Below are 23962 nucleotides of genomic sequence, written 5' to 3' on the forward strand. Positions count from 1 at the left end.
AATCAGCACCAATAGTGGGAACATTTCTGGGTAGAGGACTGATAATTTTAAGATTGCAAAATGTAAAGAGAATCATCTGGTGGGCTGCGCCAACGGCATCAGCCGCTGCAAGAGACGCCAGTTTATCATAGCGAGAACACTAAGAGCGAACAAGTCGGGAAACTGCAAGGGCGCACTGGCTCAAAACTTAAGCAAGAGCTCTTTAAAGTTTCTTCACTAGACCTCTTGCAAAAATCCTTGAATCACCCCTCCCCAACCCTCCCCGATGTATTGGGGAAGGCGCAAGATTTCAAGTTTCCCCCCAATATATCGGGGGGATTAAGGGCAGTCTATTCGACTTATGCAAGAGGTCTACTGCTTTTTGAATTAATCGATTACTTTTAGTCGTAATACTAGGTTGTTTTAGCTATTGCGAGTGTGTAATAAAAAATTGTCATATTTCCTGCGTTACTTCTTTGACCTGATCTTTTAGTATCGCTCCTCTGCGTGAATACCTCATAACTGCTGGATTGCTCAAAATGGGAGTAAGTTCATCCAGGTCTTGAGGAGTATAAGGTCTTAGTAGCAGTCTTGTGGTTTCTATCTCAGGCATGATATTAGAGTAGGAGGCCAAACACTACTTTAAACAAGCGTATTTTTCTGCAAACATTAATATAATGCTCTTACTATGAGCATCTACCAATCTCTCAAAAAATCTTATACGCAATATCGTCAGAGTGAGAATGACTGGCGATTGTTTTTGCGTTTAGTGCCTTATGCCCGTCGTAGCGGACGACTGTTGACGCTATCGATGTGCCTACTCGTACCGATCGCGCTAGCTAATGCCATCCAACCACTGTTGATTGGTCAAGCTATTTCCCTAATTCGCAATGAACCAAGCACTTACGAATTTCTCAGGAATCGCCCCTTGTCGCAAGGGCTAAATATCCTGGAGGGAATATTGGTAATTGCGATCGCAATCCGATTGATTTTGACAGGCTACCAGGGTTATCTAGTCCAGAAGTTAGGGCAACAAATCACCGCAGCAATTCGCCAAGACTTATTCCAGCATGTGACATCTCTAGCAGTACGCTTTTTTGATCGCACGCCCGTAGGTAAATTAATCACCAGAATTACCAGCGATGTGGAAGTGTTAGGCGATGTCTTTTCTACTGGGGCAATTGGCATTGTGTCCAATTTGTTTTCCATGTTGGTGATTTTGAGTTTGATGTTTTCCATCCAATGGAAACTCACTTGCTTGCTGCTATTGATGTTGTTACCAATTACCTGGTTAATTGTTTACATTCAGCAACAGTACCGCAAAGCCAATTACAAAGGGCGGGACGAACTTTCTATCCTGAACTCACAGCTACAAGAAAATGTGCTTGGCATTAACGTGGTGCAGTTGTTCCGCAGGGAAAAATTTAATGCCGAATTGTTTCGCGCCACGAACACCCGCTACACTCAGCAAATGGATCAAACCATCTTTTATGATTCATTTATTTCAGCAACCTTGGAATGGATTGGTCTGATTGCGATCGCAGCTGTTTTATGTGTGGGTGGTTTGTTACTGTTGGAAGAAAGCTTGACTTTTGGGACTTTATCTGCATTTATATTGTATGCCCAACGATTATTTGACCCCTTAAGGGATTTTGCGGAAAAATTTACGGTAATTCAAGCAGGTTTCACAGCTATTGAACGCGTAGGCGATATATTAGATGAACCGATAGAAATCCGCGATCGCGCCAATATGCGCTTCTCAATATTTGATGCTAAATTCGGCTACATAGATGAGATAGTTGCAAATCTAGAATCCCCAGATATCACTTCCCTGCCTGAACTGGGAGAGATTCGCTTTGAGCACGTCTGGTTTGCTTACAAAAACAATGATTACGTAATTAAAGACTTAGATTTTACTATTCATCCTGGTGAAAAAGTGGCATTAGTCGGCCCCACAGGTGCGGGTAAAACTTCGATCATCCGTCTTTTGTGCCGCCTCTACGAACCCACTTTAGGACGCATTCTCATAGATGGTATTGATATTCGGGAAGTACCACAAGCAGAACTGCGGCGCTACATGGCAGTAATTCTACAAGAAGGCTTTTTGTTTGCTGGCGATGTTAAAAGCAACATTTCTTTAGGAGATGGTTATACCGTTGAACAGATTCAACAAGCAGCAGAGCAAACCAATATTGCCCAGTTTATAGAAGAACTACCGCAAGGCTATGATACTCAACTTCGAGAACGGGGTACAAATATTTCTAGTGGTCAAAAGCAACTTTTAGCCTTTGCGCGGGCTGCCATTCGCAATCCCCAAATTTTGGTACTAGATGAGGCTACCGCTAGTTTGGATGTTGGTACAGAAGCTTTAGTTCAAGAGGCATTAAACGAGCTTTTGCTCAGACGTACCGCGATTATTATCGCTCACCGCTTGTCTACGATTCGCAATGTAGACCGGATTTTTGTTCTGAAGCGTGGCGAATTAATCGAGCAGGGAAGTCATGAACAACTGCTGCAACAAGGAGGGCTTTATGCCACTTTGCATAACTTGCAGATGTTGGGAACTTAAAATATTTTCAGAATAATCTCAAGTAGAAACAGCGTAGGCACAGCCCGTCGTAGACATCGCTATCTTTGTGACGACATTTAGAGTAACAAGTGAAACATTGATAAAAAAGTGCAGCTTAACACACTTTGGAAAACAATCAAGGTGTCTTTTTTGGAGTAAAATAAAACACCTTAAAAAGACTGATCCGCCAAATTTACTGAAAGACTGAACTGCCATAATAGGCATTTAATCATTATATTTCTGGCGTGCGATCGCTAGTTTGCTACTATCCATTTAGCAACCATGTTCTGACGTCCTTCCTTGATTTCTTTTACCCAGATCATTGTAAGTTTTGATTGAGCCAGAGTATAATTAGCAGCTTTATAAGTATTAGGAAATTTTATTAGCTGCATAGGAAGTTAGGCAACATGAGTATTTTTTAATAGTTGTATTTCGGTTGATTATTGGTTTAATTAATAAGTATTTAACTTTGTATTTCTCTAGTCTTCTCATTTAATATTTAGCCTTCTATACAGGCATTTCTAAAAAAATACAAGTTATACTAAGTTACGTTCTGTTGTAGTAATTTTCTGTAAAAGAAAATTGCTTCGCTCTACTTTGTTTCACTCACAATCACAAGTGCTACCTTTGATTGCAATTTGGTATTAAAGTATGACAGATTTGAGATTAGATTCTCAATTTATGAGAAGACTCAGGAATCTTGTTATTTTCAATAAAAAACCCTGCTGTTGATTAACAGTAGGGCAAGTTTGTTAATTGTGTCGTTTTCTCAAGCCTGCTAATTAAGTAAACATTTCAATTTCAAAAGTTGCTAGATATTACATACAATGAATAATTGCGAGATAGACCATTTAATCTATCCCTCATACTTTCAAGCGACTAGCTTATATTTACTTTTTTAGGTATATATAGAGCTACAAAATCAAAGTGCAGGATTCCGGATTATGCCGCCAATATATTAAAAGCAACTTGAGGTCAGACATTGCCTTGCTATTGTCCTTAATCTGGAAATGCCTAGTACCGCAAGGCGGAAGTCAAAAGTCAAAAGTCAAAAGTCAAAAGAATTGTATTCCGGGCTTTTACGCGATTTGAAATGGTATGTTTATTTATGCCGCGTTGTACTAGTACAGCGGGCGCGTAAATTCAGCTAACATCTCAATTAACCAGACTTGGAGCAAAAGTTCCTTGTTAAAGGTAAGCAAACAGACGCCACAGTGTACTAAATACCCATCTGACCAACCACTTTTGGCGCATCAACCCGTAGACTCATCTGCTCACAACGCACAGTTAACCAGGGCTGACCTAAACCTATTCCAGAAAAAGGACTTTCGGCGGGGATTTCTAACTTAGAACCAATTAAACCCAACAGAGACTCAAATTCAGCAGGGAATATCAGCAAATCAGCACCCTTTGCGCTGAAACTAGAGGCACTTAATCGCTGTTTCAATGCCAAGCTTTGTTGACTATACTTAAGACTATATAGCTTTTGGTTTCCTTGATACACAGTGACATACTTTCCTTGTTCCCAGGTAAACTCAGCTAGTTCCTTTGGTAGTCCCCAAATTTCTCGACCGCCAGCCACCGAATCAGCATTATCTACATAAATGTGAGAAACCCAAGCGCCGATTTTCCTTTGATAACAAACCAAAGCAGAGGCAACAATTAACTCACTGTACTCCAGTACCGAGCCTGACCCGTAATTAGATAAATACAGGCTACCAAGGGTTTTACCAGGCCATACAGAAATAATTTCTAACTCTGAGGGAATTGAGGGGCGCACTCGGTCAATATTTACCAAATGCAGAGTTTGGATAGCATAGCCTTGAAGTGTCCAAGGGGTTTGAGGATATGGCATAAGAGAGTTAAGAGTTAATAGTAGACCTCTTGCAAAAGTCCCTAACACCCTACCCCCAACCCCTAAGAACAAGCGGGGAGGGGAAACAAAGCCTAGCTTTGGTGGGGTGGGGTTCTTATTTTTGATTTATGCAAGAGGTCTAATGAGGAGTTGAGAATTAAGATCAAGAGTTAGTAATATCCCTCTTCTGTCACTCTCCGAAAACATTTGCCTTTTCTAAAATCTAGAGCTTTTGTATAGCAAGCGATCGCGCGATTCTTTTCTAATAACAAATACAAGACCGATTTTTTTCTAATAGTATAGCTTGTATTGATTGCCTTATGAGGCTTCTAGCGATCTCCCTCCCGGAGAGTGACAGAACAGGGATATTACTCCTACTAATAACTCATAACTCCTAAAAAAAATCCCCACCCAGGCAAAAGCTTGGATGGGTAATATAAGGTGGGACAAGATAATCTTCCCAAAACAAACAAGGGAATTATTTGCTCTCTGTAAAGTCAGCGTCAATCACATCGTCGCCGCTACTAGAACTAGATGTGGAACTGGAACTGGAACCGCCATCTTGAGGTTCAGCACCAGGTGCAGTACCGCCACCGGCTTGTTGATAGATGTTGCTACCAACGGCGAATAGCGCTTGTTGCAATTCTGGGGTGAGCTTCTTAATTTGCTCATCGTCTTCTTTAGCAACTGCTTCCCGCACTTCTTTCACTAAACCTTCGACTTTAGTCTTGTCAGCAGCAGGAACTTTATCGCCCAATTCTTGTAGCTGCTTCTCAGCTTGGTATGCCAAAGAGTCGGCTTGGTTCTTGCGTTCAATCTTTTCACGCCGCTCTTTGTCAGATGAAGCGTTCTGTTCAGCTTCTCTCACCATCCGGTCAACGTCAGATTTATCCAGGGTGGAAGCGCCAGTTATACTGATGGACTGTTCTTTACCAGTGCCTTTGTCCTTAGCGGTGACGTTAAGGATACCATTAGCATCTATGTCGAACACGACTTCAATTTGAGGAACGCCGCGTGGTGCAGGAGGAATACCATCCAGGCGGAAGGTTCCCAAGCTCTTGTTATCGTTAGAGAATTCGCGTTCACCTTGAAGGACGTGAATTTCTACGTTGGTTTGACCATCCACAGCGGTGGAGAAAACTTCAGATTTCTTGGTGGGAATTGTTGTGTTGCGGGGGATAATTTTGGTCATCACGCCGCCCAAGGTTTCTACACCCAGAGATAGCGGTGTTACGTCTAACAGCAAGATGCCAGTAACATCACCAGCCAGTACCCCAGCTTGGATGGCTGCACCAACTGCTACGACTTCATCGGGGTTGACACTTTGGTTAGGGTCTTTACCCAATACCTGCTTCACAATCTGGTGGACTGCGGGAATGCGAGTAGAACCACCAACTAACACCACTTCATCAATATCGCCTTTGTTTAACTTGGCATCCCGGAGGGCGTTTTCCACAGGAACACGGCAACGGTCGATTAAGTCAGAGCAAAGTTCTTCAAACTGGGCACGAGTCAGGGTTGTATCCAGGTGCTTGGGCCCATCCTGGGTTGCAGTGATAAATGGTAGGTTGATTTCGGCTTGAGTGACGCTAGAAAGCTCAATTTTGGCTTTTTCTGCGGCTTCCGTCAGACGTTGTAAAGCTTGTTTGTCTTTTCGCAGGTCAATACCTTCGGCTTTCTTGAACTTCTCAGCTAAAAAGTCAACTATTTTTTTATCGAAGTCGTCACCACCAAGGTGGGTATCACCAGATGTGGCTAGTACTTCAAAAACTCCATCTCCTACTTCCAGCACAGATACGTCGAAGGTACCACCACCAAGGTCAAATACGAGAATGGTTTCGTTACTCTTCTTATCAAATCCGTAGGCCAGAGAAGCAGCAGTAGGCTCGTTGATAATCCGTAGAACTTCAATACCTGCAATTTTACCAGCGTCTTTTGTCGCTTGCCGCTGGGAGTCGTTGAAGTATGCCGGAACAGTGATTACAGCTTGGGTTACGGTTTCGCCCAGGTATTTGCTGGCGTCTTCAACTAGTTTGCGAAGAACTTTTGCAGAAATCTCTTCCGGAGCAAACGGTTTACCAGCTATAGGACAATCTAATTTGACATTGCCGTTGCTGCTGAGGACTTTGTAAGAAACTTCCGTAGCTTCGTTACTCACTTCGTCGTAGCGGCGTCCGATAAAGCGTTTGACTGAGTAAAACGTATTTTCGGGGTTCATCACCGCTTGGCGTTTGGCGATTTGACCGACCAAGTTGTCGCCATTTTTCGCAAATGCGACTACTGATGGCGTTGTCCGAAAACCTTCAGCATTAGCAATTACTGTGGGTTTACCACCTTCCATCACTGCCACGCAGGAGTTCGTTGTTCCTAAGTCAATTCCAACTACTTTTGCCATTTTAGGGGCTGGCTCCGTATAACTACAAATGAATGAATGAGAATATAAAGGACTAAATTTTGAACCAACAGGGTCAATAAATCAGCCAGTTCAGCATGAATACCTTTAGTTTGGCTTTCCTGGGGTTAAAACTCCAGACTATGCTGATATATATACTGAAGCTTAGTGCTAGCCAGTCCATGAAGGGTGGTTTCCCGAACCTTGCTTGGGACGGTTAAACTAACTAAATACTTTTTTTAGTTGGTTCATGAATTAATTTGCCTTCACTTTGTCTAATGTATGAGAATTAATACTTTCAGTAATTAGGGTGAACCGTAACGTCAGAGTGGTGTTTGCCGTCTTAAGAGGTGACAAACTACAGAAACACTGAGGATAGAACGAGATTAAAAGGCGCCGCAGCTACGCCCACCGCAGGTATTGCTTCAGTAATTGCGTATAATCGGCAATATTTCAGGACTTACGCAAAAAGGCAGTGAAAGCCTTGATTTACCGTAGAGGCAATTCATGAATCATACGTGTCAACTTAACGTGAAAGCCTGTCCAGATAAGTCCTTCAGAGACTTAGCTTTCTTGACTGTGTTGAATATCAAATCAGAATCTCTGACACTGGCAACACCAAACCGTAATAACATTCAAGGGTTGGTGGATCACATGAAAAATCCTACTACTTACGATGGGGAAGAGGAGATTTCAGAAATACATCCCAGTATCAAGAGTGCAGATATTTTCACAGAAATGAGAAATCTGACGGATGATGACTTGGTATCTGTTGCTGGTCATATTCTCTTGCAAGCGAAAGTTGTTGGGGATAAATGCAAAGGAGGTAAAATTTATTATTAATGCGAGGAAAAAAGAGTTTCCCAGTCAATCACAGGCGGTCTTTGTCCCTGATTGACTATTTCAAAAATTTTCTCAGAACTACTTGGCTGAAAAAGGCATTCTACACAAGCGTTTGCTACATCAATCCGGCTGGCATCACCCGAAAGTGTATCCCCAGTGCCTACTACCACACCGTATTTACCCCCTGTTTTTGCCTTGAGGAGCGTGTTGAGGTCGTATGAGGTATATGGGCCGTCAATGAGGCGTCCGGCGCGGATAATAGTGTAGGGTAATCCGGAATTAATAATCGACTCCTCGCCCTTTTGTTTAGCATCCAACACGCCAAAAGCATTAAGAATACTAAAAGGAAACTGATTTTTACGGAGAATTCCGCAGGAAGAGACGAAAACGAACCGCTTCAAATTCCGGGGTGCTGCTGCTACTAGGTTACTTACACCTTGGGCATCAACCTTTGCCGGACTATTTTTTGCTTTTGCTTCACTAGATTGGGGGTTAAGAAAAATTATTCCCCATTCAAGCAAGTTCGGGGATTGGTCAAACTCCCATTTCGTAGAGGGAAAGGCAGTGGTTCCGGTACAACTTATGATATGGGTGACATCTGGCGTTGCGGCTGGCAGTGTAGCTGGCTGGCGGATGTCACCAACGGCAATTTCCACTCTCTGGTTAAACATTTCTTCAGCTTTTGCAGCATTGCGTGTCAGCACACGAACTTTCAAACCCTTTTCTAGCAGCTTGCCTACCACCAATTGCCCTACTCCACCAGTAGCACCAGCAACTAGTACCAAATCTTCAACTGAATCAAAAGAAGTCATAAAGTGCCTTTAAGATAGTCTATTGCTAATCTACTTAAAAAAATGCGATGACTACGACGGGCTATTCGGCGTCGCACATAGATTCTTTTATGTAGCGTACTGTATCTGACGAAATCAGGTTTATCTCTCCTCAAACTTGCATCTGCGATCGCCAAAATAGACCCAGATTAAAAATTTTGCTAATCGCTGTTGACTCTGTAGCTTAGAGGCCGACAACTGGGAATTTTAGAATCAGGGCAAACTCCCTAAAACTAAATCAGCATAATAGCCAGCACTTGAGGTTTCGAGTAAGCAATGAAAATTAGTCAAAAATTAATTTTGGGTATTCTAGGAATGGCTACTTTCTCAGGAACTATTGGTGCAATTAGTGCCAATCAGCAATTGAAGCTGGCTAAGTATCTTGCTCAACAAGAGGCTGAAGAAGTTGCTGGACTACTCGGATATTTCGTAAGTCATGAGCTTGAGTCCCAGAAGATGCGATCGCGAGATCAGATGCTAGCTCAGTTGCAAGAGAATGTTCAAGCACTACACAAGCAGCGTCAGCGTGATCTGGAGATTTTCGAGTCGGGAAATCAGCACAATTATCAATCTGCGATCGCCATGATCGGGTAACAAAGTAAGCGTGAGTATTTTTCAGCCCCTAAGTGCGACGCCGAATAGCCCGTCGTAGACATCGTACTTAGAGGGGAAATTGCGCCCGAATTGTTCGGTTCTACCACTGTCATCAGTACACAAATAACTATAACCTTTTAAGTAGTAGTGAAATGTCTACCCTAGACGCCGTTAGTCACTCTTGAATTAAGGGGTGAAAACCTGTGTACGAATGGATATTGCCAAGCCTGAGCGAAATCTTGGCTGAAAATCAATCAAGTGTAGCTGAATGTTCACCTGGGAAAGCAGAGCGGCAGTGGCGTGTCAGCCTTGCAGCGACAGAACATTTGCTATTAAATACTTTAGCAAATCTTTCAGTTGACACAACCCAAGGATTAGTTTTAGCTGCACCAGCACCCTTATTTAGTCAGCCAAAACTGACTCAAAGCTTACAAACAGTAACTTTTACGGCAAAACCATTTAACCCGTTGGCGCTGATGCCATTTCAGATGCCAGATGCGATGCCTGGGTTGGGCTATGCCAACGCATGTCTAAATGAAGAAATTGCTCCCCAAGAATCGGTACTTCCCTTACTAGCTCTCGATCCGTTAGGGGCAGAACAGTTTTGCTTAGTTTTTACAGATAAATTTAGATTAGTGCTAGTTTTAGCAACCCACAAGAACGGTAAAAAAACCTTTTCATTTTCTTTTGAGCCAGAAGTAGTGCAGCAGGCTTGGCGATCGCTAGGAGCAAGGGTAATGCTGGCTAATCCAGAATTTTTTGCCCACCTGGATGCATTAGTACAACAGTATTACCCGGTAGCACCAGATTGCCGGATCATGATTCAATTTAGCCAGTTGTTGCTTCAGGAATTAACAGAAGCAGAAGATACTAAGGACTCTTTAATCGGGACTGGGGAAGAAGCTCTTGAGCAGAGAGTTCCTAGCAAGGGAGAAAAGTTTTCTCCTCTGCCCCCTGCATCCCGCCCCTGTACTTCTTTTGAATCCCCAAATCCTGATGTAGAATTACTCCAAGCCTTCGCTCACGAAGTCCGCACACCTTTAACAACTATTCGTACCATGACTCGTCTGCTGTTGAAGCGGCGAGACTTAGATGCCAGCGTGATCAATCGCTTAAAAATTATTGATCACGAGTGTACCGAGCAAATTGACCGCATGGAGTTGCTCTTTAAGGCAGCAGAACTGGAAACTACTGCCTCAGCAAAACCCTCAAAAACTCAACTCACGCCGATGTCTTTAGATCAAGTGTTGCAGCAGAGCATTCCCCGTTGGGAACAAGCAGCACATCGGCGGAACTTAACTTTAAATGTTGTTTTACCCCAGCAATTACCAACAGTGGTAAGTAATCCCATGATGCTGGATCAGGTACTGACTGGTTTGATAGAAAATTTTACTCGCAGCTTACCTGCTGGTAGCCATATTCAAGTACAAGTTATCCCGGCTGGAGATCAACTGAAGTTACAATTATCGCCCCAATTCGGGTGCAAAGATTCCAATAAAGCTGCCACACCTGCAACGCCACCTATTCGCAAAGCTTTAGGTCAACTGCTGATGTTCCAACCAGAAACGGGTACGATTAGTTTGAATATCGCCGCAACCAAGCATTTGTTTCAGGCGATCGGTGGCAAACTGATTGTGCGTCAGCGTCCACACTATGGGGAAGTTTTGACGATTTTCCTGCCTTTAGAAGTTAGCAAGCAGAAGCCGGCAGTTAGGAGTTAGGAGTCATTCAATTTTGGATTTTAGATTTTTATTTCAATTCAAAATTCAAAATCTAAAATTGGCAGAGTTATGAGTTAAAAATTCATAACTCACAACTCATTTTCTGTCGCGATCGCTTTTGGGGTATCGCCAATACTTGCTAGTTGGACTGTAAATGTAGAACCTTCATATAATTTACTTTTTACAGAAATAGATCCGCCACAGCGTAGCAGCAATTGCTGTACAATTGTTAATCCTAACCCAGCACCACCATAATCTTCAGTTGCTGCTGTACGCACCCGATAAAACCGATCAAAGATTTTGGGAATCTCGCTTTCGGCAATACCAATACCTGTGTCGCGAAATTCTAATTGGACATAATCGCCTTGAATACGAGCACGCACCCATACTTGACCACCATTAGGGGTAAACTTAATGCTATTATGCAGCATATTTATCACAATTTGCCTCAGACCACCACTCACGCACCAAACAGATGGGAGTTCAGTGGGTACGGTGTAGGCTAGCATAATCCCTTTTTCTTGGGCTACAGTTTGATAGGTACTGACTACTCCAGGCACAATATCAGCAAGACGCACCGACTCCAAAGTCGTTCCCTCTAAATTCTGTTCTAGCTGCACCAGTTCCAACAAACCAGTAATCAGGGAATTTTGCTGATCGCACTGGGTATTTAACATCTGTAAATAACGTTGTCGCTGCGGGGGTTTAAGATTAGGTGAATTCAATAACGAGAGGGCTGTCTTCATGTGCGTTAGGGGTATACGCAATTCCTGACATACATTATTTAGGTATTCATCTTTGAGTTGTTCTTTGTTGTGCAGTTCTTGATTTTGCTGCTGCAACTTGGTGGTGCGGACTGTGATGATTTGACGATTAATTTCATCTTGTCGCAGGAGTTGTTTTGCCAACAGTTGATTCATCAGTGCGGCTTGAGGCACAGTTGGACAAATAAAACTAGCAGGTAAAATTGGGGATGATTCTAGGGCAATCGCTTGTTGGATACCATCTAATACTTGCTGAATTATTCTCCCTTCAACAGTAGTTATAATCAGCAACGGCTGGTTTTTATTAGTATTTACCTTCCCCGATGTCTGATTTTTGCGTTTTTTAAGTGGTCGATGAGCCAAAATTAAACTGCAAAACTGGGGTGATAACACCATCAGAAAGTTTTCCCGTCGCAGTTGGCTATCTGGTGGTAGGTGAACAGAGACATGATAGGGAGATAAAAGGGTATTTTCTTTCCCTGCTGCTCCGGCTCCCGTTCTGCCGCTCTCCTCAATCTGGCAAGTATAAATGAGACTAGACGCACCTACCGAGGATTGATAACGCGCTAATTCTGATTGCCAAATTTTATCTGGTGGTAGCTTCACCCATAAAGTGGCTGCAATTCGCTGCTCAATTAGTAAGTCAATTTGCGCTCTCACCAGTGATAGCAGAGTAGCAGGACTGAGGGACAATGGTTTAGGAGCCACTTGCACTCCCATAACCAGTTGATAAACAGACAGATCCTTAGCCAGAGAAACATTCATGAGTCAAGCACAACAAGGATGAAGCAAGAAATAATTCTGTCTTCGATTTTCACCTTTATATGTGCATTTTTTACAAAATCCCCACGGAAAGAAACATAAACTATGAATTATGGGCGATTTTTGTTGTATAGAATACACATTTTCGGGTAGCACAGCTGTGCTACCATACTTGGAATTAGGCTTGTATGTTCAGTCTTTGCTGTAAAGCGTCGCGTGCGTGTTCTCGGTCATCAAAATGAATTTTCTCAGTACCGAGAATTTGATAGTCTTCATGACCTTTACCAGCAAGCAACACTCCATCGCCGGGTTGTGCTTGTAAAATAGCGGTACTAATTGCGATCGCCCGATCGCAAATTACAGTTGGCTGAACTGTGTCAGCAATTCCCGCCAAAATATCTTTCAAAATCCGTTCTGGGTCTTCAGTGCGGGGATTATCCGATGTCACCACTGCTAGATCAGCTAATTCAGCAGCAATTTTACCCATTATTGGGCGCTTAGTGCGATCGCGATCGCCTCCACAACCAAACACGCAAATCACCTTACCAGGTATAAAGGGACGTGCAGCTTTCAGCAAATTTTCTAAACTATCGGGTGTGTGGGCATAATCCACAATCACGCTAATATCTTGGTCAGGTCTAATCTGTACCCGTTCCATCCGTCCGGGAACTCCAGGAAACTCAGGTATTACAGATACGAGTAATTGCAAATCTAGCCCTAAGTGTAAAACTGCTCCTACGGCTGCTAAAAGATTTTCTAAATTATATTGTCCGACTAAGGGCGATCGAAAAGCCACATCACCTTTTGGTGTATGTAATCTACCACTGACACCATTTGGTTGGTAACTTAAATTACTCATCCATAAATCAGCGCTGTTGTCGTTGACACTGTAACTCCAAACCCGTTCGGAATCCAACGAGGCAATTAACCTTTTGCCGTAGGAATCATCAGCATTAATTATTGCCCGTCCCTTAAGATAATCAGGGCTAAACAACAACGCTTTGGCAGCAAAGTAATCTTCCATGTCGCTGTGATAGTCGAGATGGTCTTGAGTAAGATTACTGAATACAGCCACTTCAAATTGACAACCCAACACTCTACCTTGGGCCAAAGCGTGGGAACTTACTTCCATCACCCCGAACTCACTACCAGCATTTATAGCTTCTGCTAGCTGCTGTTGCAGTTCCACCGCAAACGGCGTAGTGTAGGCAGCAGTTTGCTCAAAACCTGCCCAACGAGTGTAGAGAGTTCCCATCAAAGCTGTAGCTAGATTAGCTTTGTTGAGCAGAAATTCAATTAGATGAGTAGTTGTAGTTTTGCCATTTGTACCAGTTACACCCACCAGCTTGAGTTTTTGCCCCGGATAACCGTAAAAAGCACTGGCTATCTGGGCACAAGCTTGAGTTATGTTACTTGCACTGATCACCACAGCCTGATTTGTGGGAGGATTTTTCTGTGCAGCTTCCGGTGAGACGATCGCTGCTACAGCCCCCGATGCGATCGCACTTTGCCAAAACTCCCCACCATCAACCCGTCCTCCTGGCATCCCAATAAACAAATCTCCCACAATACAAGCATGGGAATTCGTCTTCAAACCCCTAACTTCCACATCCTCCAAAGTAGGATGGCTAGGCAATTGCTCAACACTATCTACCGCTATTAATAATTCCCGCAATTTCATCTTGTGAACCTCGTCACATGCTTGTCTTGCGCTTATTCTGCATTATTTTTTTCAAATTGGCTAAATTTACACAGCATTTGCTCCAACTGCTGCACACTAGCACGAGGAGAAGGACGCGGCAATGGTGCTTCTATAATTTCTTCTTCTGCGCCACGGACACTTTGCTCAACGGGGGTTCCCCCCCGCACGCAAGTGTCCTCCTCTGCGCCTCTGTGGTTCGATAAATAAAGTATCGGCACCTCATACTGATACGCAGCAAACCAATCTTCACGAGTCGTAATATCTCTAATTTCCAACTTGAAACTGAGATTTTGGATTTGTTCTAGCTTTTCTTGCAAGCCTTCACATAAATGACAGCCGGGTTTACTGTATAAGATTAATCGCATTGTTTATTTGAGTTAGTGCAAGAAGTTATAAATTTAGAATAACGTAGACGCTTCGGCTTGCCGCAGGCTACCGCCTTCGCGCAGCGTCTCGTTAGAGAAGGACGCCAAGGAGAGATGGAAAGTATGAGTTTTAATGTGAATGAATATGTTGATCAAATGGCGTTGTTGTTGGATTTGCAGCTAAGAGATGAGTATCGTGATGGTGTGGTGGCAAATTTTGAGAGAATTAGGGCGATCGCTAATTTCGTAAATTCTTTCCCTCTAGCGGAGGATATTGAAGCTGCACCTATATTTGAACCATAATAGCTAACTTTAGTTGAAATGCCAGTCTGTGAGGAGTTTGAGGTTCCTTTGCTAATTGGGTGCAACAAAACCTTTTAGAAGTGTGCAAACCACCCGAAAACCGTAGTCAGTCGCTACATCCGAATTGCTTCCATCTAAACGGGCAGATGAACGGCAGACGCTTGACTGACTGAACCATGAACCACCCCGCAGCAGGCAAGGATTATTATTTCCACTTACCCAAGCACTTCCATCAGCAGGCATTCCACGGTAATCATTGTGGTATTTGTCTTGGCACCATTCCCAAACATTGCCATGCATCTCATACAAACCAAAAGCATTCGCAGGTAAACTACCAACATCCACAGTCTCCTGACGATTTTCACCTTGGGGAGCAGAACCATAAGTATACTCGCCATTATAGTTAGCTATCTTAGTCGTAATCGTCTCACCAAAATAGAACGGGGTAGTCGTTGTCGCACGAGCTGCATACTCCCACTCTGCCTCGGTGGGTAAACGATAACTCTTGCTAGTGATCAGCGACAGCTTTTGACAAAAGATAACTGCATCATTCCAACTTACTTGTTCAACAGGTCGTTTAGCCCCTTGGAAGGAAGAGGGGTTGATTTCCATAACTGCTTGATACTGTTCTTGGGTGACCGTAAATTTACCCATGAAAAAAGGTTTAACGGTCATAAGATGCTGCGGCCCCTCATTTGGGTTTCGCTCTTTTTCTGTTAGTGGTGAACCCATGAGAAACTGACCGCCAGGAATTTCTACCATCTCCAGTGTGTTACCGTTACCAAGGTCTTCTATAAAAAAATTTGCCTGACCAGGACTGATTGTGGTGCTGTTTCCTTGCTTATCTACCTTCATGACTTCAAACTGGAAGGTTTTTAAAGCAAATTCCTTAGGATTTACACTTATCTTCGGTAATGCTGGAGTCTCCTTCGGGGACGGTACTGGAATATTATTTGCGGGAATAGATGAAGTTGATGGTAAAACTTTTTTCTGGGCAGAGTTGTTGAGCAAGAGTTTCTCAACCACAATTGCAAAGCTAAAACTAGCTCCCATTAACCCCACGGTTTGAATAACTCTGCGCCGCGACCAGTTAACTGGTTGTTGTGGTCGTGTTGACGGTGGAGGCAGTTTTTTTGAAAGGTCTTGTAGCACTTCGGTTGCGTTAGCGTAGCGTAAACTGTAATGACGACGCACCATCTTGGTTAACACATTAGCTAGATGCTTGCTTACCCGTGCTTGATGACGCCAGAGAATTTCACCTGTTTTGGCATCCTCTTCAAAGTCCACTGCTGAAATACCGGTCAATGCTTGAATCACCGTCACTCCCAAGGCATATATATCACTAGCAAATATGGGTTTAGCATTCTTTTGCTCATTAGGCATATAGCCAGGAGTACCTATGATCACACTAGAAGTCACCTTACCTTCTACATTTACTATCAGAGCGCCAAGTTCCTTGACTGCCCCAAAGTCAATCAGAAAAATCTTCCCATCCCGATGCCGTCGCATCAAATTCTCCGGCTTGATGTCGCGGTGAATTACTTGCTGATTATGTACAAAGGACAAAACTTCCAAAACATCTTGTAATAGCTTAGTGACATAACCTTCACTTAACTGCTTACCTGGAATGATTTCTTGCTTTAGGTCATGTCCTTCGATAAACTCTTGAACAATATAAAGGTTCTTATTTTCTCTAAAATGCGCTAATAATTGAGGAATTTGGGAATATTTACCCAACTTTTCCAGAATAGTCGCTTCTGTTTCAAAAGACTCCACAATCCGAGGCTCATTATGTTCAGGACGCAATTGCTTGACAACACATAACGGCTGACTGGGTTGTAGATAATCCTTTGCTAGAAAGGTAATCGCAAAGCCGCCGCCACCCAATTCTCGAATAATTTCGTAGCGTCCAACCAGCATGCCCACAACAATCTTAGACTCCTAGAAATCTGATGAATTTGAGCATAATTGTTACTAAGTGCATCTGACCAATCAACTCCACGTATTATACTAAGTTTTCTGTATAATATCCTTCTTAAGATGTAATCAGCTAAACCCGCTATCTCCTAATATTCCAGCATGAATTTTGATTCAGCCGATGCCATAACAATAGCTGCTGCTGTGCGTGAAGGCAAAGTAAGCGCGGTGGAAGTTACCAGGGCTGCGTTAGCACGAATAGCAGCGCGGGATGATCAACTCAACTGTTTTACGGCTATGACTGCTAAGACAGCTTTAACAGATGCAGCCCGCATTGACAGGGAAATTGCCCAAGGTAATAATCCTGGAACGCTGGCTGGTGTGCCTTTTGCGGTGAAAAATCTCTTTGATATTGCTGGTTTAACGACTCTGGCAGGGTCAAAAATCAATGCAGAAAACCCAGCAGCTACCCAAGATGCAACAGCAGTAGCGAAGCTGAAACAAGCGGGTGCGGTGCTGGTTGGCGCCTTAAATATGGATGAATACGCCTATGGGTTTGTGACGGAAAATTCCCATTACGGTACTACTCACAACCCCCATGATTTACAGCGAGTTGCTGGTGGTTCATCCGGTGGTTCAGCGGCGGCTGTTGCTGCTGGGTTAGTACCGCTGACGCTGGGTTCTGATACTAATGGTTCAATTCGCGTTCCAGCGGCGTTGTGTGGCGTTTTTGGTTTTAAACCAACTTATGGAAGATTATCTCGGGCTGGGGTAGCTTTATTATCTAGCAGTTTTGACCACATTGGCCCTTTTGCGCGTTCGGTGCAGGATATTGCTACGGTGTTTGATCTGCTTCAGGGAGAAGACGATCGCGATCCAATTTGTACAAAGCGTCCGCCGGAATTGGTTTTACCACAACTCAAACAAGATATTTCTGGTATCAGAATTGCGATTGTGGCTGATTATTTCACCACAGGCGTAGAATCCGAAGCTTTAGCAGCAGTCCAAAAGGTAGCTGATGCAATAAAAGTCACTGAATACGTAACGATACCAGAAGCACACCGCGCCCGAGCAGCAGCTTTTGTGATTACAGCTAGCGAGGGCGCAAATCTGCATTTGGAAAAATTGCGTAGGCAAAGCCCACCGAAGGTATCGCGTCCCCAAGATTTTGATCCAGCAACACGCGATCGCTTTTTGGCTGGGGCGTTAATTCCTAGTAGCTGGTATCTCCAAGCCCAACGGTTTAGAAGATGGTATCGCGATCAGGTTCGAGAAGTTTTGCAAAATGTCGATGTGATTCTTGCCCCAACTACACCAATTTCCGCACCGCTAATTGGTCAACAAACCATGATTTTGGATGGCGAAGAAATTCTTGTCCGTCCTCATTTAGGATTATTTACTCAACCATTATCTTTTATTGGCTTACCCGTTTTATCAGTACCAATTCAGCGCCCAAATGCCTTACCTTTAGGTGTGCAATTGATAGCAGCACCATATAATGAAGCGTTAATTTTACGGGTTGCAGCTGTGTTAGAGGCAAAGGGTGTAGTTTCAGCACCAGTGATTTTCAACGCTCTTAAATAAAGCTAATTGTTTACGATGCTATGAATGAGGTGATTGTAAAATGGAAAAATTACGCTTTCATTTACTAGCATTGAGTCTTTTCAGCAGCAGAAATATCCTCTACCGCTAGTTTCAAGGTTCTAGGGATCTGAATTCCTTGCAGTGCAATTCTAGTCACGATGAACAAAGACATCGCCAACCACAACAGATGAACACTCTGCAACTTCCAAGCCAGTGCTGCTGTGGGAATAAACCCTAGCCCAGTTGCGATAAAAGCTGCATTGCGGAGGATTAATCCTTCTGCCAAACCAAAGAAATAAGCCTCAATTGAGACGGCAAACGCATACAGCCCCAGCACGCTCATTAGCCAGGGAATGTAGAAATCAATGTGAGTGGTTATTTCCGTGTGATTCGTGAGTAGCCCAAATACCGTCTGAGGAAACAGGATGCAGGTAAGGGACATGATGACTGCAAACATCAGAGTCACGCCTATAGAAACGCCAAGCAGTGGTACCATCTGCCCCTGCTCCTTTGTGCCATGAAAGTTGCCTGTCAAGGTTTCCGTTGCATAAGACAAGCCATTGAGTATTTGAATCCCTAGCGTCATGAACTCAATCAGCAAGACATTTTCCGCAAAGGCGATTCTTCCCATCCCAGCGAACAGATTAGTAAAAGCCCAAAAGGTAAACCCAATCGCCAGTGTCCGTATAAAGAGATCCCGACTCAGGGCAAAAGTCTCATTCCAGGCAGATTTGTCCCAAAGCTGAGGCGCGACGGCACGAATTTCCTGCCACTGGATTTCACTCTTCACCCAAATTAGTCCTACCATCATCATCAGAAATTGGCTCAAAGCTTGTGCCAAGCCTGCTCCCATGCTTTCTAAACCTGCTCGCACAATCATCTGGTAACTCAAGATGATATTGACGACGTTGCCAAAAACCGACAAGACTAAGACTTTCTGGCTCTGTTCACGCCCCATCAGCCAGCCGAACAGCACCATATTCACCAGAACCGCAGGTACACCCCAAATCCGCGTGTTGAAGTAGTCCACCGCAGCCGTTTTCACCTCTGGAGTATTGTTCAAGACAATAAGCCCCAACTCTCGCAGTGGGTATTGCAGGAGCAAAACAGCAAATCCCAAGCTGACGGCAATTAAAACATTCCGTAAGCCTAGCAGCAGTACTTCCTGTTGATCATTTCTTCCAGTCGCCTGGGCAGTCGTGCCGGTGACAGAGAGACGCAAAAAATTCAATGCTCGATAGAAGTAATTAAACACAACTGTCGCCAGTGCAACGCCAGTTAAATGACGAATGTCTTGCAAGTGCCCTAAAAAGGAAACGCTAACCATTCCAGATAATGGCACCATTAGATTGGAGAGCATATTCGCGATCGCTAATCTGAAATAGCGATGAATCCATCGGTCTTGCAAATCATTATTTACTAACATTTGGAATCGGTTAGCTGATGCGATTGAGCTATTTAACTAATTACTAATTCCTAATTGGCTACACTCCGCTACGTACCCCTATGGGGATCTTGCTACGCAAAGCGTCTTGTAGAGAAGACCTTAATTCGTAATTTTCGGGCGTTTCACCACACCCCACGGGTGAAGCTCCTACGGACGCTCGTTCCTCTCTACGAGACGCTGCGCTAACGGCAGTTGCCATCAGTGAGATCCTCTTGGCATAGCGTCTCATAGAGAAGACCACGCTACCTCACCAAATTGTCAAATTGGTGGTGTTGAATTAGTTGTAAATAAATCCTAAACTAATTTAATTACGAATTATGTAGCTTACTTCTCATTTTTGGCGAGTATTATCAATTACGAATTATTTTAAGGAACTCAAAAAATCAAATTATCCAAATTATTGTATCCAATGCAACTATCAGATTCTTCTTCCCTTGCTCAAGAACTGCTTCCACAGTGATTGGATATTTTTTTATTTGAAAGTCCCTTAACCCCGATCAAATCGGCTCTTGCATTTGCGTACAGTCATAATACCCAAAAATTGCCTTAGGATGACGATAATGTTTCAACTCTATAGGACAATACAGTTCGGTTAAGGATAATTGTAAGTTGGGTTGAACTAAGTGAAATCCAAAAAATGCTCAGAAATGTTGGGTTTCGTTCCTCAACCCAACCTACGTAATATATTTTTTGGGCTTAACCCAAGCGTATTGCTCTATAGGACTAGTATTTGATTTTTGAAAAAGCTCCGTACAATGGGCGAATTAAAATCTACGTTAAACTCCAGGGGACTTTCCCCAGGGTTTGGGAGGAACAGCAGGTGTCTCAATTGCCGCCAAAACTTCTCCGGTTTATGATCACCTATTTACTTAAGAGCGGCTCAATAGCCTCGGCCCACTTATCGGCCATCTTATCGTAGCCATGCTGCGTGGGATGTATTTGATCTGAGCGAATATCATTCTTTGTAAGTACACGATTCATGTCAACCAACTTAATACTATGACCTTGCGCTTGCTCATATCTGACAATGTTCAGAATCCCTGCATTAATTTTTTTAATTCCGGCATTATATTTTTCATTAGTAGAAAGCCCAATTTTGGCAACTAGTAAATGTACTGCTGGAATATCGTAAAATATCCGGTTAATTAGCAATTGTAGTCGCTCCGGTGCATTGATTAGATTGTAGTTTTGTACTGCATCATTAGTCCCGATGTACAATAAAATTATATCTGGATTGTAAGTAACAAGTGCATCATCCACTAGTGAGGCAATCTGATCAATTCGATAACCCGGATGCCCCTCATGGTGTTTGTCACCGAGGCTTTTGGGGCCATTAGATTGGGAGCCGACAAAATGAATGTTCCATTTGTTTGCCTGTGCTATATTCCACAACTTGATGCGATAACCACCTCCATTAGGAACGCCAGCAGTGATAGACGCCCCCAGCGGCATAATTCTGTAGCCGTTAAGTGCTGCCTGAGCTGGTAGATGGGGTGACAGGTTCTGAACGGTCAAATTGATTATAATTGCAAGCAAAACTCCTGTTAATACACGAAGTACAAATTTTGTCATTATTAAACTTTTAGTATAAGTTGATTTAGATTACATAACTATAAGTTACGCATTACTGTCTAGTAGCTCAAAGGTAACGCCGACGCAATATCGAACCAATCCCAATTACACATATACCGAATAGTGTTGCTGCCGTTCTCGGTTCTGGAATTTGCTGCGGTGTCTGGAAAGAACCACTCAAAAAAGCTTGACCTCTTAAGGGACTAGTTGGATCTTGATCGAGTGACTCAATTTCGCTCAAGTTAAATATGCCTGTAGCACCACTGAACCTACCTGCACCACCAGTGATAGTTATAGTACCAGAACCGACTAATTTACGGTTAATAAAGTCAAATGCAGCAGTCGCGCTACTCCTGCCAAATAATTTGTCATCGCCACTGCCAAAAAACTCATTTCTGCCGATTGGCAAGCCTTGTAAACCAAATTTTGTTGCGTCTTGAACAAATACGAGATTACCAGTATTGGGGTCAATTCGGCTATAGTTGTTTATGCTATAAAAGTTACTCAGACCGTACGGGGCACCAGAATTGAAACCTGAGACAAATGCTTTAGATACGTCGGTCGATGGGATAGGTGTGAGAGTAACTTCCGTATCGTATACTACGTCAAATGGATAAATCGTTTGGGCGTTCGCTTTTGTTGTATTCGCACCGACACTGAGTAAACAGAAAACTAGCGGCACAAGACATATACTATGCGATCGCATATTAATTTTTATCACCTAAAACCCCTAATATTAATTTCTGACTTATCAGAGATTGTTACAGGCTTTATGCAACTTTAAGAAAAAATTAGAAAACTCGCTATTTTACTTGAGAGCGATCGCCCAAGCATATACTCCCGACTTCGCTGTATCGGCTTACCAATTTTAAGACAATACATTACACTTAACGTTTTATAAGTAAAATTCAAGCTTTAGTTAATACAACTTAAGCTGTGGTTACAAATGCTAATGATATTATAAGTAAATTTGAAGCTATAGTTAATATAAATTAAGCATTACTTATAAATAGTCGTAATATTATAAGTAAACTTGAAGCTGTAGTTAATACAGCTTCAGTTGTGGTTATAAATGTTGAAGCTGTAGTTAATACAGCTTCGGTTGTGGTTATGAATGTTGAAGCTGTAGTTAATACAGTCTCATGTTATCTCTAAGCGATCGCGCTAGCGAGTTAGTTTGCCATTGCTGAAGCTACTTGCGATGAAACGCCACCTGCGGCTTTAATTAAATCGGCTCCTTTCTCGCCGATCATAATCGTGGGCGCGTTCGTATTGCCCCCGACCAAAGTTGGCATAATCGATGCATCAACAACGCGCAACCCCTCAACCCCATGTACCCGGAGTTCGGGATCAACGACCGCCATTGGGTCAGTTCCCATTTTGCAAGTACCCACAGGATGATACCCCGTAACGCAAAATTCCCGGATGTAAGCTTCGAGTGCTTCATCGCTAATCACCTCAGCACCGGGACTGATTTCCTCACCTCGAAACTGATCAAAGGCACTTGTATAAAATAATTTACGCATTATTTTAATCCCAGCAACTAGCTTTTGCACATCAGATTGACTTTGCAGAAAGTTGATCCGAATAATCGGTGGGTCTTTGGGGTCAGGCGATCGCAAACTTATACTGCCAATGTTTTGAGGATGAGTCAAACTGACTGTAACAGTGAATCCCAAACCAGAGAGGGTTTGGCCAGGAGATATCCACAGAATGGGACCGAAGAAAAACTGTAAATCTGGCGCGGCATCCAGATTACCTTCGGTATGCAAAAACAATCCGGCTTCAGCGTTACCATTACTGCTAATTGCCGGGTCTAACCCAGCAATTACCTGGGGTGCCACAGGACTGGTAATTATCTGGTGTGCTACAGGAACGAGAGAGTGGTCTTGGAGGTTTTGACCGACACCTGGCAAATCAACGACGACAGGAATCCCCATTGCTTGCAGTTGTTCTGCATCGCCAATACCGGAAAGCATCAGCAGCTTGGGCGAATCGAATGCACCAGCACTTAAAATCACTTCTTTGTTAACCCTGGCTTGGTGCAGCCTTCCCTCGTGCATATATTCCACCCCAACGGTGCGGGTTCCCTCAAACAATAACCTCCTCACTAACGCTCTTGTTGTTATTGTTAAATTGGGACGCCTGAGAATTGGCAGCAGGAATGCAGCAGCAGCACTGTGACGTTTACCATCCTTGACCGTCAACTGATAAATTCCCGCACCTGATTGCTGTATCCCATTGAAATCAGGATTGTGGTTATATCCGATTGCCACGGCTCCTTCTACAAATCGTTGGGATGCCACAGCACTTTCTTGAATATCGGTGACGCTCAACTCCCCATCAACCCCGTGGTACGCGTCGGCACCGCGTTGCTGGTTCTCAGATTTCTTGAAATAGGGCAATACATCTTGGTAACTCCAACCAGGATTCCCCAATGACTGCCAGTGGTCATAATCGTGATGATTGCCCCGGATATAAATCATGGAATTAATCGAACTGCTGCCACCCAAGACTTTGCCACGGGGACAAAAGATTTTGCGGTTATTCAGGTACGGTTCTGGTTCAGAGAAATATTTCCAGTCCAGTTCCGAGCGAGGTAGGTTGGGGGATTCCAACGGGATTTGAATCTCAGGTTTAGTATCTGGATTGCCAGCTTCGAGTAATAACACGGTTGTTTCACTATCTTGTGTCATCCGGTTGGCGACAACGCAGCCTGCCGAACCTGCACCAATCACAATATAGTCATATTGAGTCATGACA

General features: G+C 43.4%; 17 protein-coding genes and 1 pseudogene. 6 read left to right on the forward strand and 12 right to left on the reverse strand.

Annotated features, from left to right (window positions below; genetic code table 11):
- The first annotated feature begins 667 nt into the window (after positions 1-667).
- The gene (locus V7K48_RS13155; protein ID WP_335073051.1) at positions 668-2548 is read left to right on the forward strand and encodes an ABC transporter ATP-binding protein; all 1881 of its coding nucleotides are present in this window, start codon (positions 668-670) and stop codon (positions 2546-2548) included.
- Positions 2549-3767: 1219 nt separating this feature from the next.
- Here V7K48_RS13155 and V7K48_RS13160 read toward each other — a convergent pair.
- On the reverse strand, positions 3768-4403 hold the full coding sequence (locus tag V7K48_RS13160) for an acetoacetate decarboxylase family protein (RefSeq protein ID WP_335073053.1): 636 nt from the start codon (positions 4401-4403) through the stop codon (positions 3768-3770).
- 478 nt (positions 4404-4881) lie between these two features.
- A complete protein-coding gene (dnaK, locus tag V7K48_RS13165) occupies positions 4882-6798 on the reverse strand; it encodes a molecular chaperone DnaK (RefSeq protein WP_334974602.1) in 1917 nt (638 codons plus the stop codon).
- A 591-nt stretch (positions 6799-7389) separates the two neighbouring features.
- Here dnaK and psbV point away from each other — a divergent pair.
- A pseudogene (gene psbV, locus V7K48_RS13170) lies at positions 7390-7638 on the forward strand (cytochrome c-550); the annotation flags it as partial.
- Here psbV and V7K48_RS13175 read toward each other — a convergent pair.
- A complete protein-coding gene (locus V7K48_RS13175) occupies positions 7635-8450 on the reverse strand; it encodes an SDR family oxidoreductase (RefSeq protein WP_335073056.1) in 816 nt (271 codons plus the stop codon). The pseudogene psbV and the gene V7K48_RS13175 overlap by 4 nt on opposite strands.
- A gap of 294 nt (positions 8451-8744) precedes the next feature.
- On the opposite strand from V7K48_RS13175, the gene V7K48_RS13180 reads away from it, so the two are divergent.
- On the forward strand, positions 8745-9062 hold the full coding sequence (locus tag V7K48_RS13180) for a hypothetical protein (RefSeq protein ID WP_335073058.1): 318 nt from the start codon (positions 8745-8747) through the stop codon (positions 9060-9062).
- A 203-nt stretch (positions 9063-9265) separates the two neighbouring features.
- The gene (locus V7K48_RS13185) at positions 9266-10783 is read left to right on the forward strand and encodes a sensor histidine kinase (RefSeq protein ID WP_335073060.1); all 1518 of its coding nucleotides are present in this window, start codon (positions 9266-9268) and stop codon (positions 10781-10783) included.
- Between the two features lie 89 nt (positions 10784-10872).
- On the opposite strand, the gene V7K48_RS13190 is transcribed toward V7K48_RS13185, so the two are convergent.
- From V7K48_RS13190 to V7K48_RS13200, 3 genes are all read right to left on the reverse strand, one after another.
- Positions 10873-12312 carry a DICT sensory domain-containing protein gene (locus V7K48_RS13190; protein ID WP_335073061.1) on the reverse strand — a complete coding sequence of 480 codons (1440 nt, stop codon included), beginning with the start codon at positions 12310-12312 and terminating at the stop codon, positions 10873-10875.
- Between the two features lie 175 nt (positions 12313-12487).
- Positions 12488-13990, reverse strand: coding sequence for a UDP-N-acetylmuramoyl-L-alanyl-D-glutamate--2,6-diaminopimelate ligase (locus tag V7K48_RS13195; RefSeq protein ID WP_335073064.1), 1503 nt, complete (start codon positions 13988-13990; stop codon positions 12488-12490).
- Positions 13991-14022: 32 nt separating this feature from the next.
- On the reverse strand, positions 14023-14376 hold the full coding sequence (locus V7K48_RS13200; protein ID WP_335073066.1) for a glutaredoxin family protein: 354 nt from the start codon (positions 14374-14376) through the stop codon (positions 14023-14025).
- A 114-nt stretch (positions 14377-14490) separates the two neighbouring features.
- On the opposite strand from V7K48_RS13200, the gene V7K48_RS13205 reads away from it, so the two are divergent.
- A complete protein-coding gene (locus tag V7K48_RS13205; RefSeq protein ID WP_335073243.1) occupies positions 14491-14679 on the forward strand; it encodes a DUF4089 domain-containing protein in 189 nt (62 codons plus the stop codon).
- Between the two features lie 51 nt (positions 14680-14730).
- On the opposite strand, the gene V7K48_RS13210 is transcribed toward V7K48_RS13205, so the two are convergent.
- Positions 14731-16599: a bifunctional serine/threonine-protein kinase/formylglycine-generating enzyme family protein gene (locus V7K48_RS13210; RefSeq protein ID WP_335073068.1), complete on the reverse strand. Its 1869-nt coding sequence runs from the start codon at positions 16597-16599 to the stop codon at positions 14731-14733.
- Between the two features lie 159 nt (positions 16600-16758).
- On the opposite strand from V7K48_RS13210, the gene V7K48_RS13215 reads away from it, so the two are divergent.
- Positions 16759-18180: an AtzE family amidohydrolase gene (locus tag V7K48_RS13215; protein WP_335073070.1), complete on the forward strand. Its 1422-nt coding sequence runs from the start codon at positions 16759-16761 to the stop codon at positions 18178-18180.
- A 64-nt stretch (positions 18181-18244) separates the two neighbouring features.
- On the opposite strand, the gene gntT is transcribed toward V7K48_RS13215, so the two are convergent.
- From gntT to V7K48_RS13240, 5 genes are all read right to left on the reverse strand, one after another.
- Positions 18245-19606 carry a guanitoxin biosynthesis MATE family efflux transporter GntT gene (gene gntT, locus V7K48_RS13220; RefSeq protein WP_335073072.1) on the reverse strand — a complete coding sequence of 454 codons (1362 nt, stop codon included), beginning with the start codon at positions 19604-19606 and terminating at the stop codon, positions 18245-18247.
- Between the two features lie 58 nt (positions 19607-19664).
- Positions 19665-19826 (reverse strand): hypothetical protein, encoded by a 162-nt coding sequence (locus V7K48_RS13225; protein ID WP_335073074.1) that lies wholly within the window; start codon positions 19824-19826, stop codon positions 19665-19667.
- 662 nt (positions 19827-20488) lie between these two features.
- Entirely contained in the window at positions 20489-21142 is a 654-nt protein-coding gene (locus tag V7K48_RS13230) for an SGNH/GDSL hydrolase family protein (protein WP_335073076.1), read from the reverse strand.
- A 124-nt stretch (positions 21143-21266) separates the two neighbouring features.
- Positions 21267-21920, reverse strand: a complete 654-nt coding sequence (locus V7K48_RS13235) for a hypothetical protein (RefSeq protein ID WP_335073077.1) — start codon at positions 21918-21920, stop codon at positions 21267-21269.
- Positions 21921-22371: 451 nt separating this feature from the next.
- Complete coding sequence (locus V7K48_RS13240) at positions 22372-23958, reverse strand: GMC family oxidoreductase (protein ID WP_335073079.1); 1587 nt, start codon at positions 23956-23958, stop codon at positions 22372-22374.
- Positions 23959-23962: the final 4 nt, after the last annotated feature.

The organism is Nostoc sp., assembly GCF_036919615.1.
Lineage (GTDB): Bacteria > Cyanobacteriota > Cyanobacteriia > Cyanobacteriales > Nostocaceae > Nostoc.

Bases quoted from the DNA above. Each gene is read 5' to 3' on its own strand.
- gntT (WP_335073072.1), bottom strand. From the start codon at position 19,606: ATGTTAGTAAATAATGATTTGCAAGACCGATGGATTCATCGCTATTTC.
- V7K48_RS13240 (WP_335073079.1), bottom strand. From the start codon at position 23,958: ATGACTCAATATGACTATATTGTGATTGGTGCAGGTTCGGCAGGCTGC.
- V7K48_RS13155 (WP_335073051.1), top strand. From the start codon at position 668: ATGAGCATCTACCAATCTCTCAAAAAATCTTATACGCAATATCGTCAG.
- V7K48_RS13195 (WP_335073064.1), bottom strand. From the start codon at position 13,990: ATGAAATTGCGGGAATTATTAATAGCGGTAGATAGTGTTGAGCAATTG.
- V7K48_RS13225 (WP_335073074.1), bottom strand. From the start codon at position 19,826: ATGGCAACTGCCGTTAGCGCAGCGTCTCGTAGAGAGGAACGAGCGTCC.
- V7K48_RS13180 (WP_335073058.1), top strand. From the start codon at position 8,745: ATGAAAATTAGTCAAAAATTAATTTTGGGTATTCTAGGAATGGCTACT.
- V7K48_RS13210 (WP_335073068.1), bottom strand. From the start codon at position 16,599: ATGCTGGTTGGACGCTACGAAATTATTCGAGAATTGGGTGGCGGCGGC.
- V7K48_RS13160 (WP_335073053.1), bottom strand. From the start codon at position 4,403: ATGCCATATCCTCAAACCCCTTGGACACTTCAAGGCTATGCTATCCAA.
- V7K48_RS13175 (WP_335073056.1), bottom strand. From the start codon at position 8,450: ATGACTTCTTTTGATTCAGTTGAAGATTTGGTACTAGTTGCTGGTGCT.
- dnaK (WP_334974602.1), bottom strand. From the start codon at position 6,798: ATGGCAAAAGTAGTTGGAATTGACTTAGGAACAACGAACTCCTGCGTG.
- V7K48_RS13200 (WP_335073066.1), bottom strand. From the start codon at position 14,376: ATGCGATTAATCTTATACAGTAAACCCGGCTGTCATTTATGTGAAGGC.
- V7K48_RS13205 (WP_335073243.1), top strand. From the start codon at position 14,491: ATGGAAAGTATGAGTTTTAATGTGAATGAATATGTTGATCAAATGGCG.
- V7K48_RS13215 (WP_335073070.1), top strand. From the start codon at position 16,759: ATGAATTTTGATTCAGCCGATGCCATAACAATAGCTGCTGCTGTGCGT.
- V7K48_RS13190 (WP_335073061.1), bottom strand. From the start codon at position 12,312: ATGAATGTTTCTCTGGCTAAGGATCTGTCTGTTTATCAACTGGTTATG.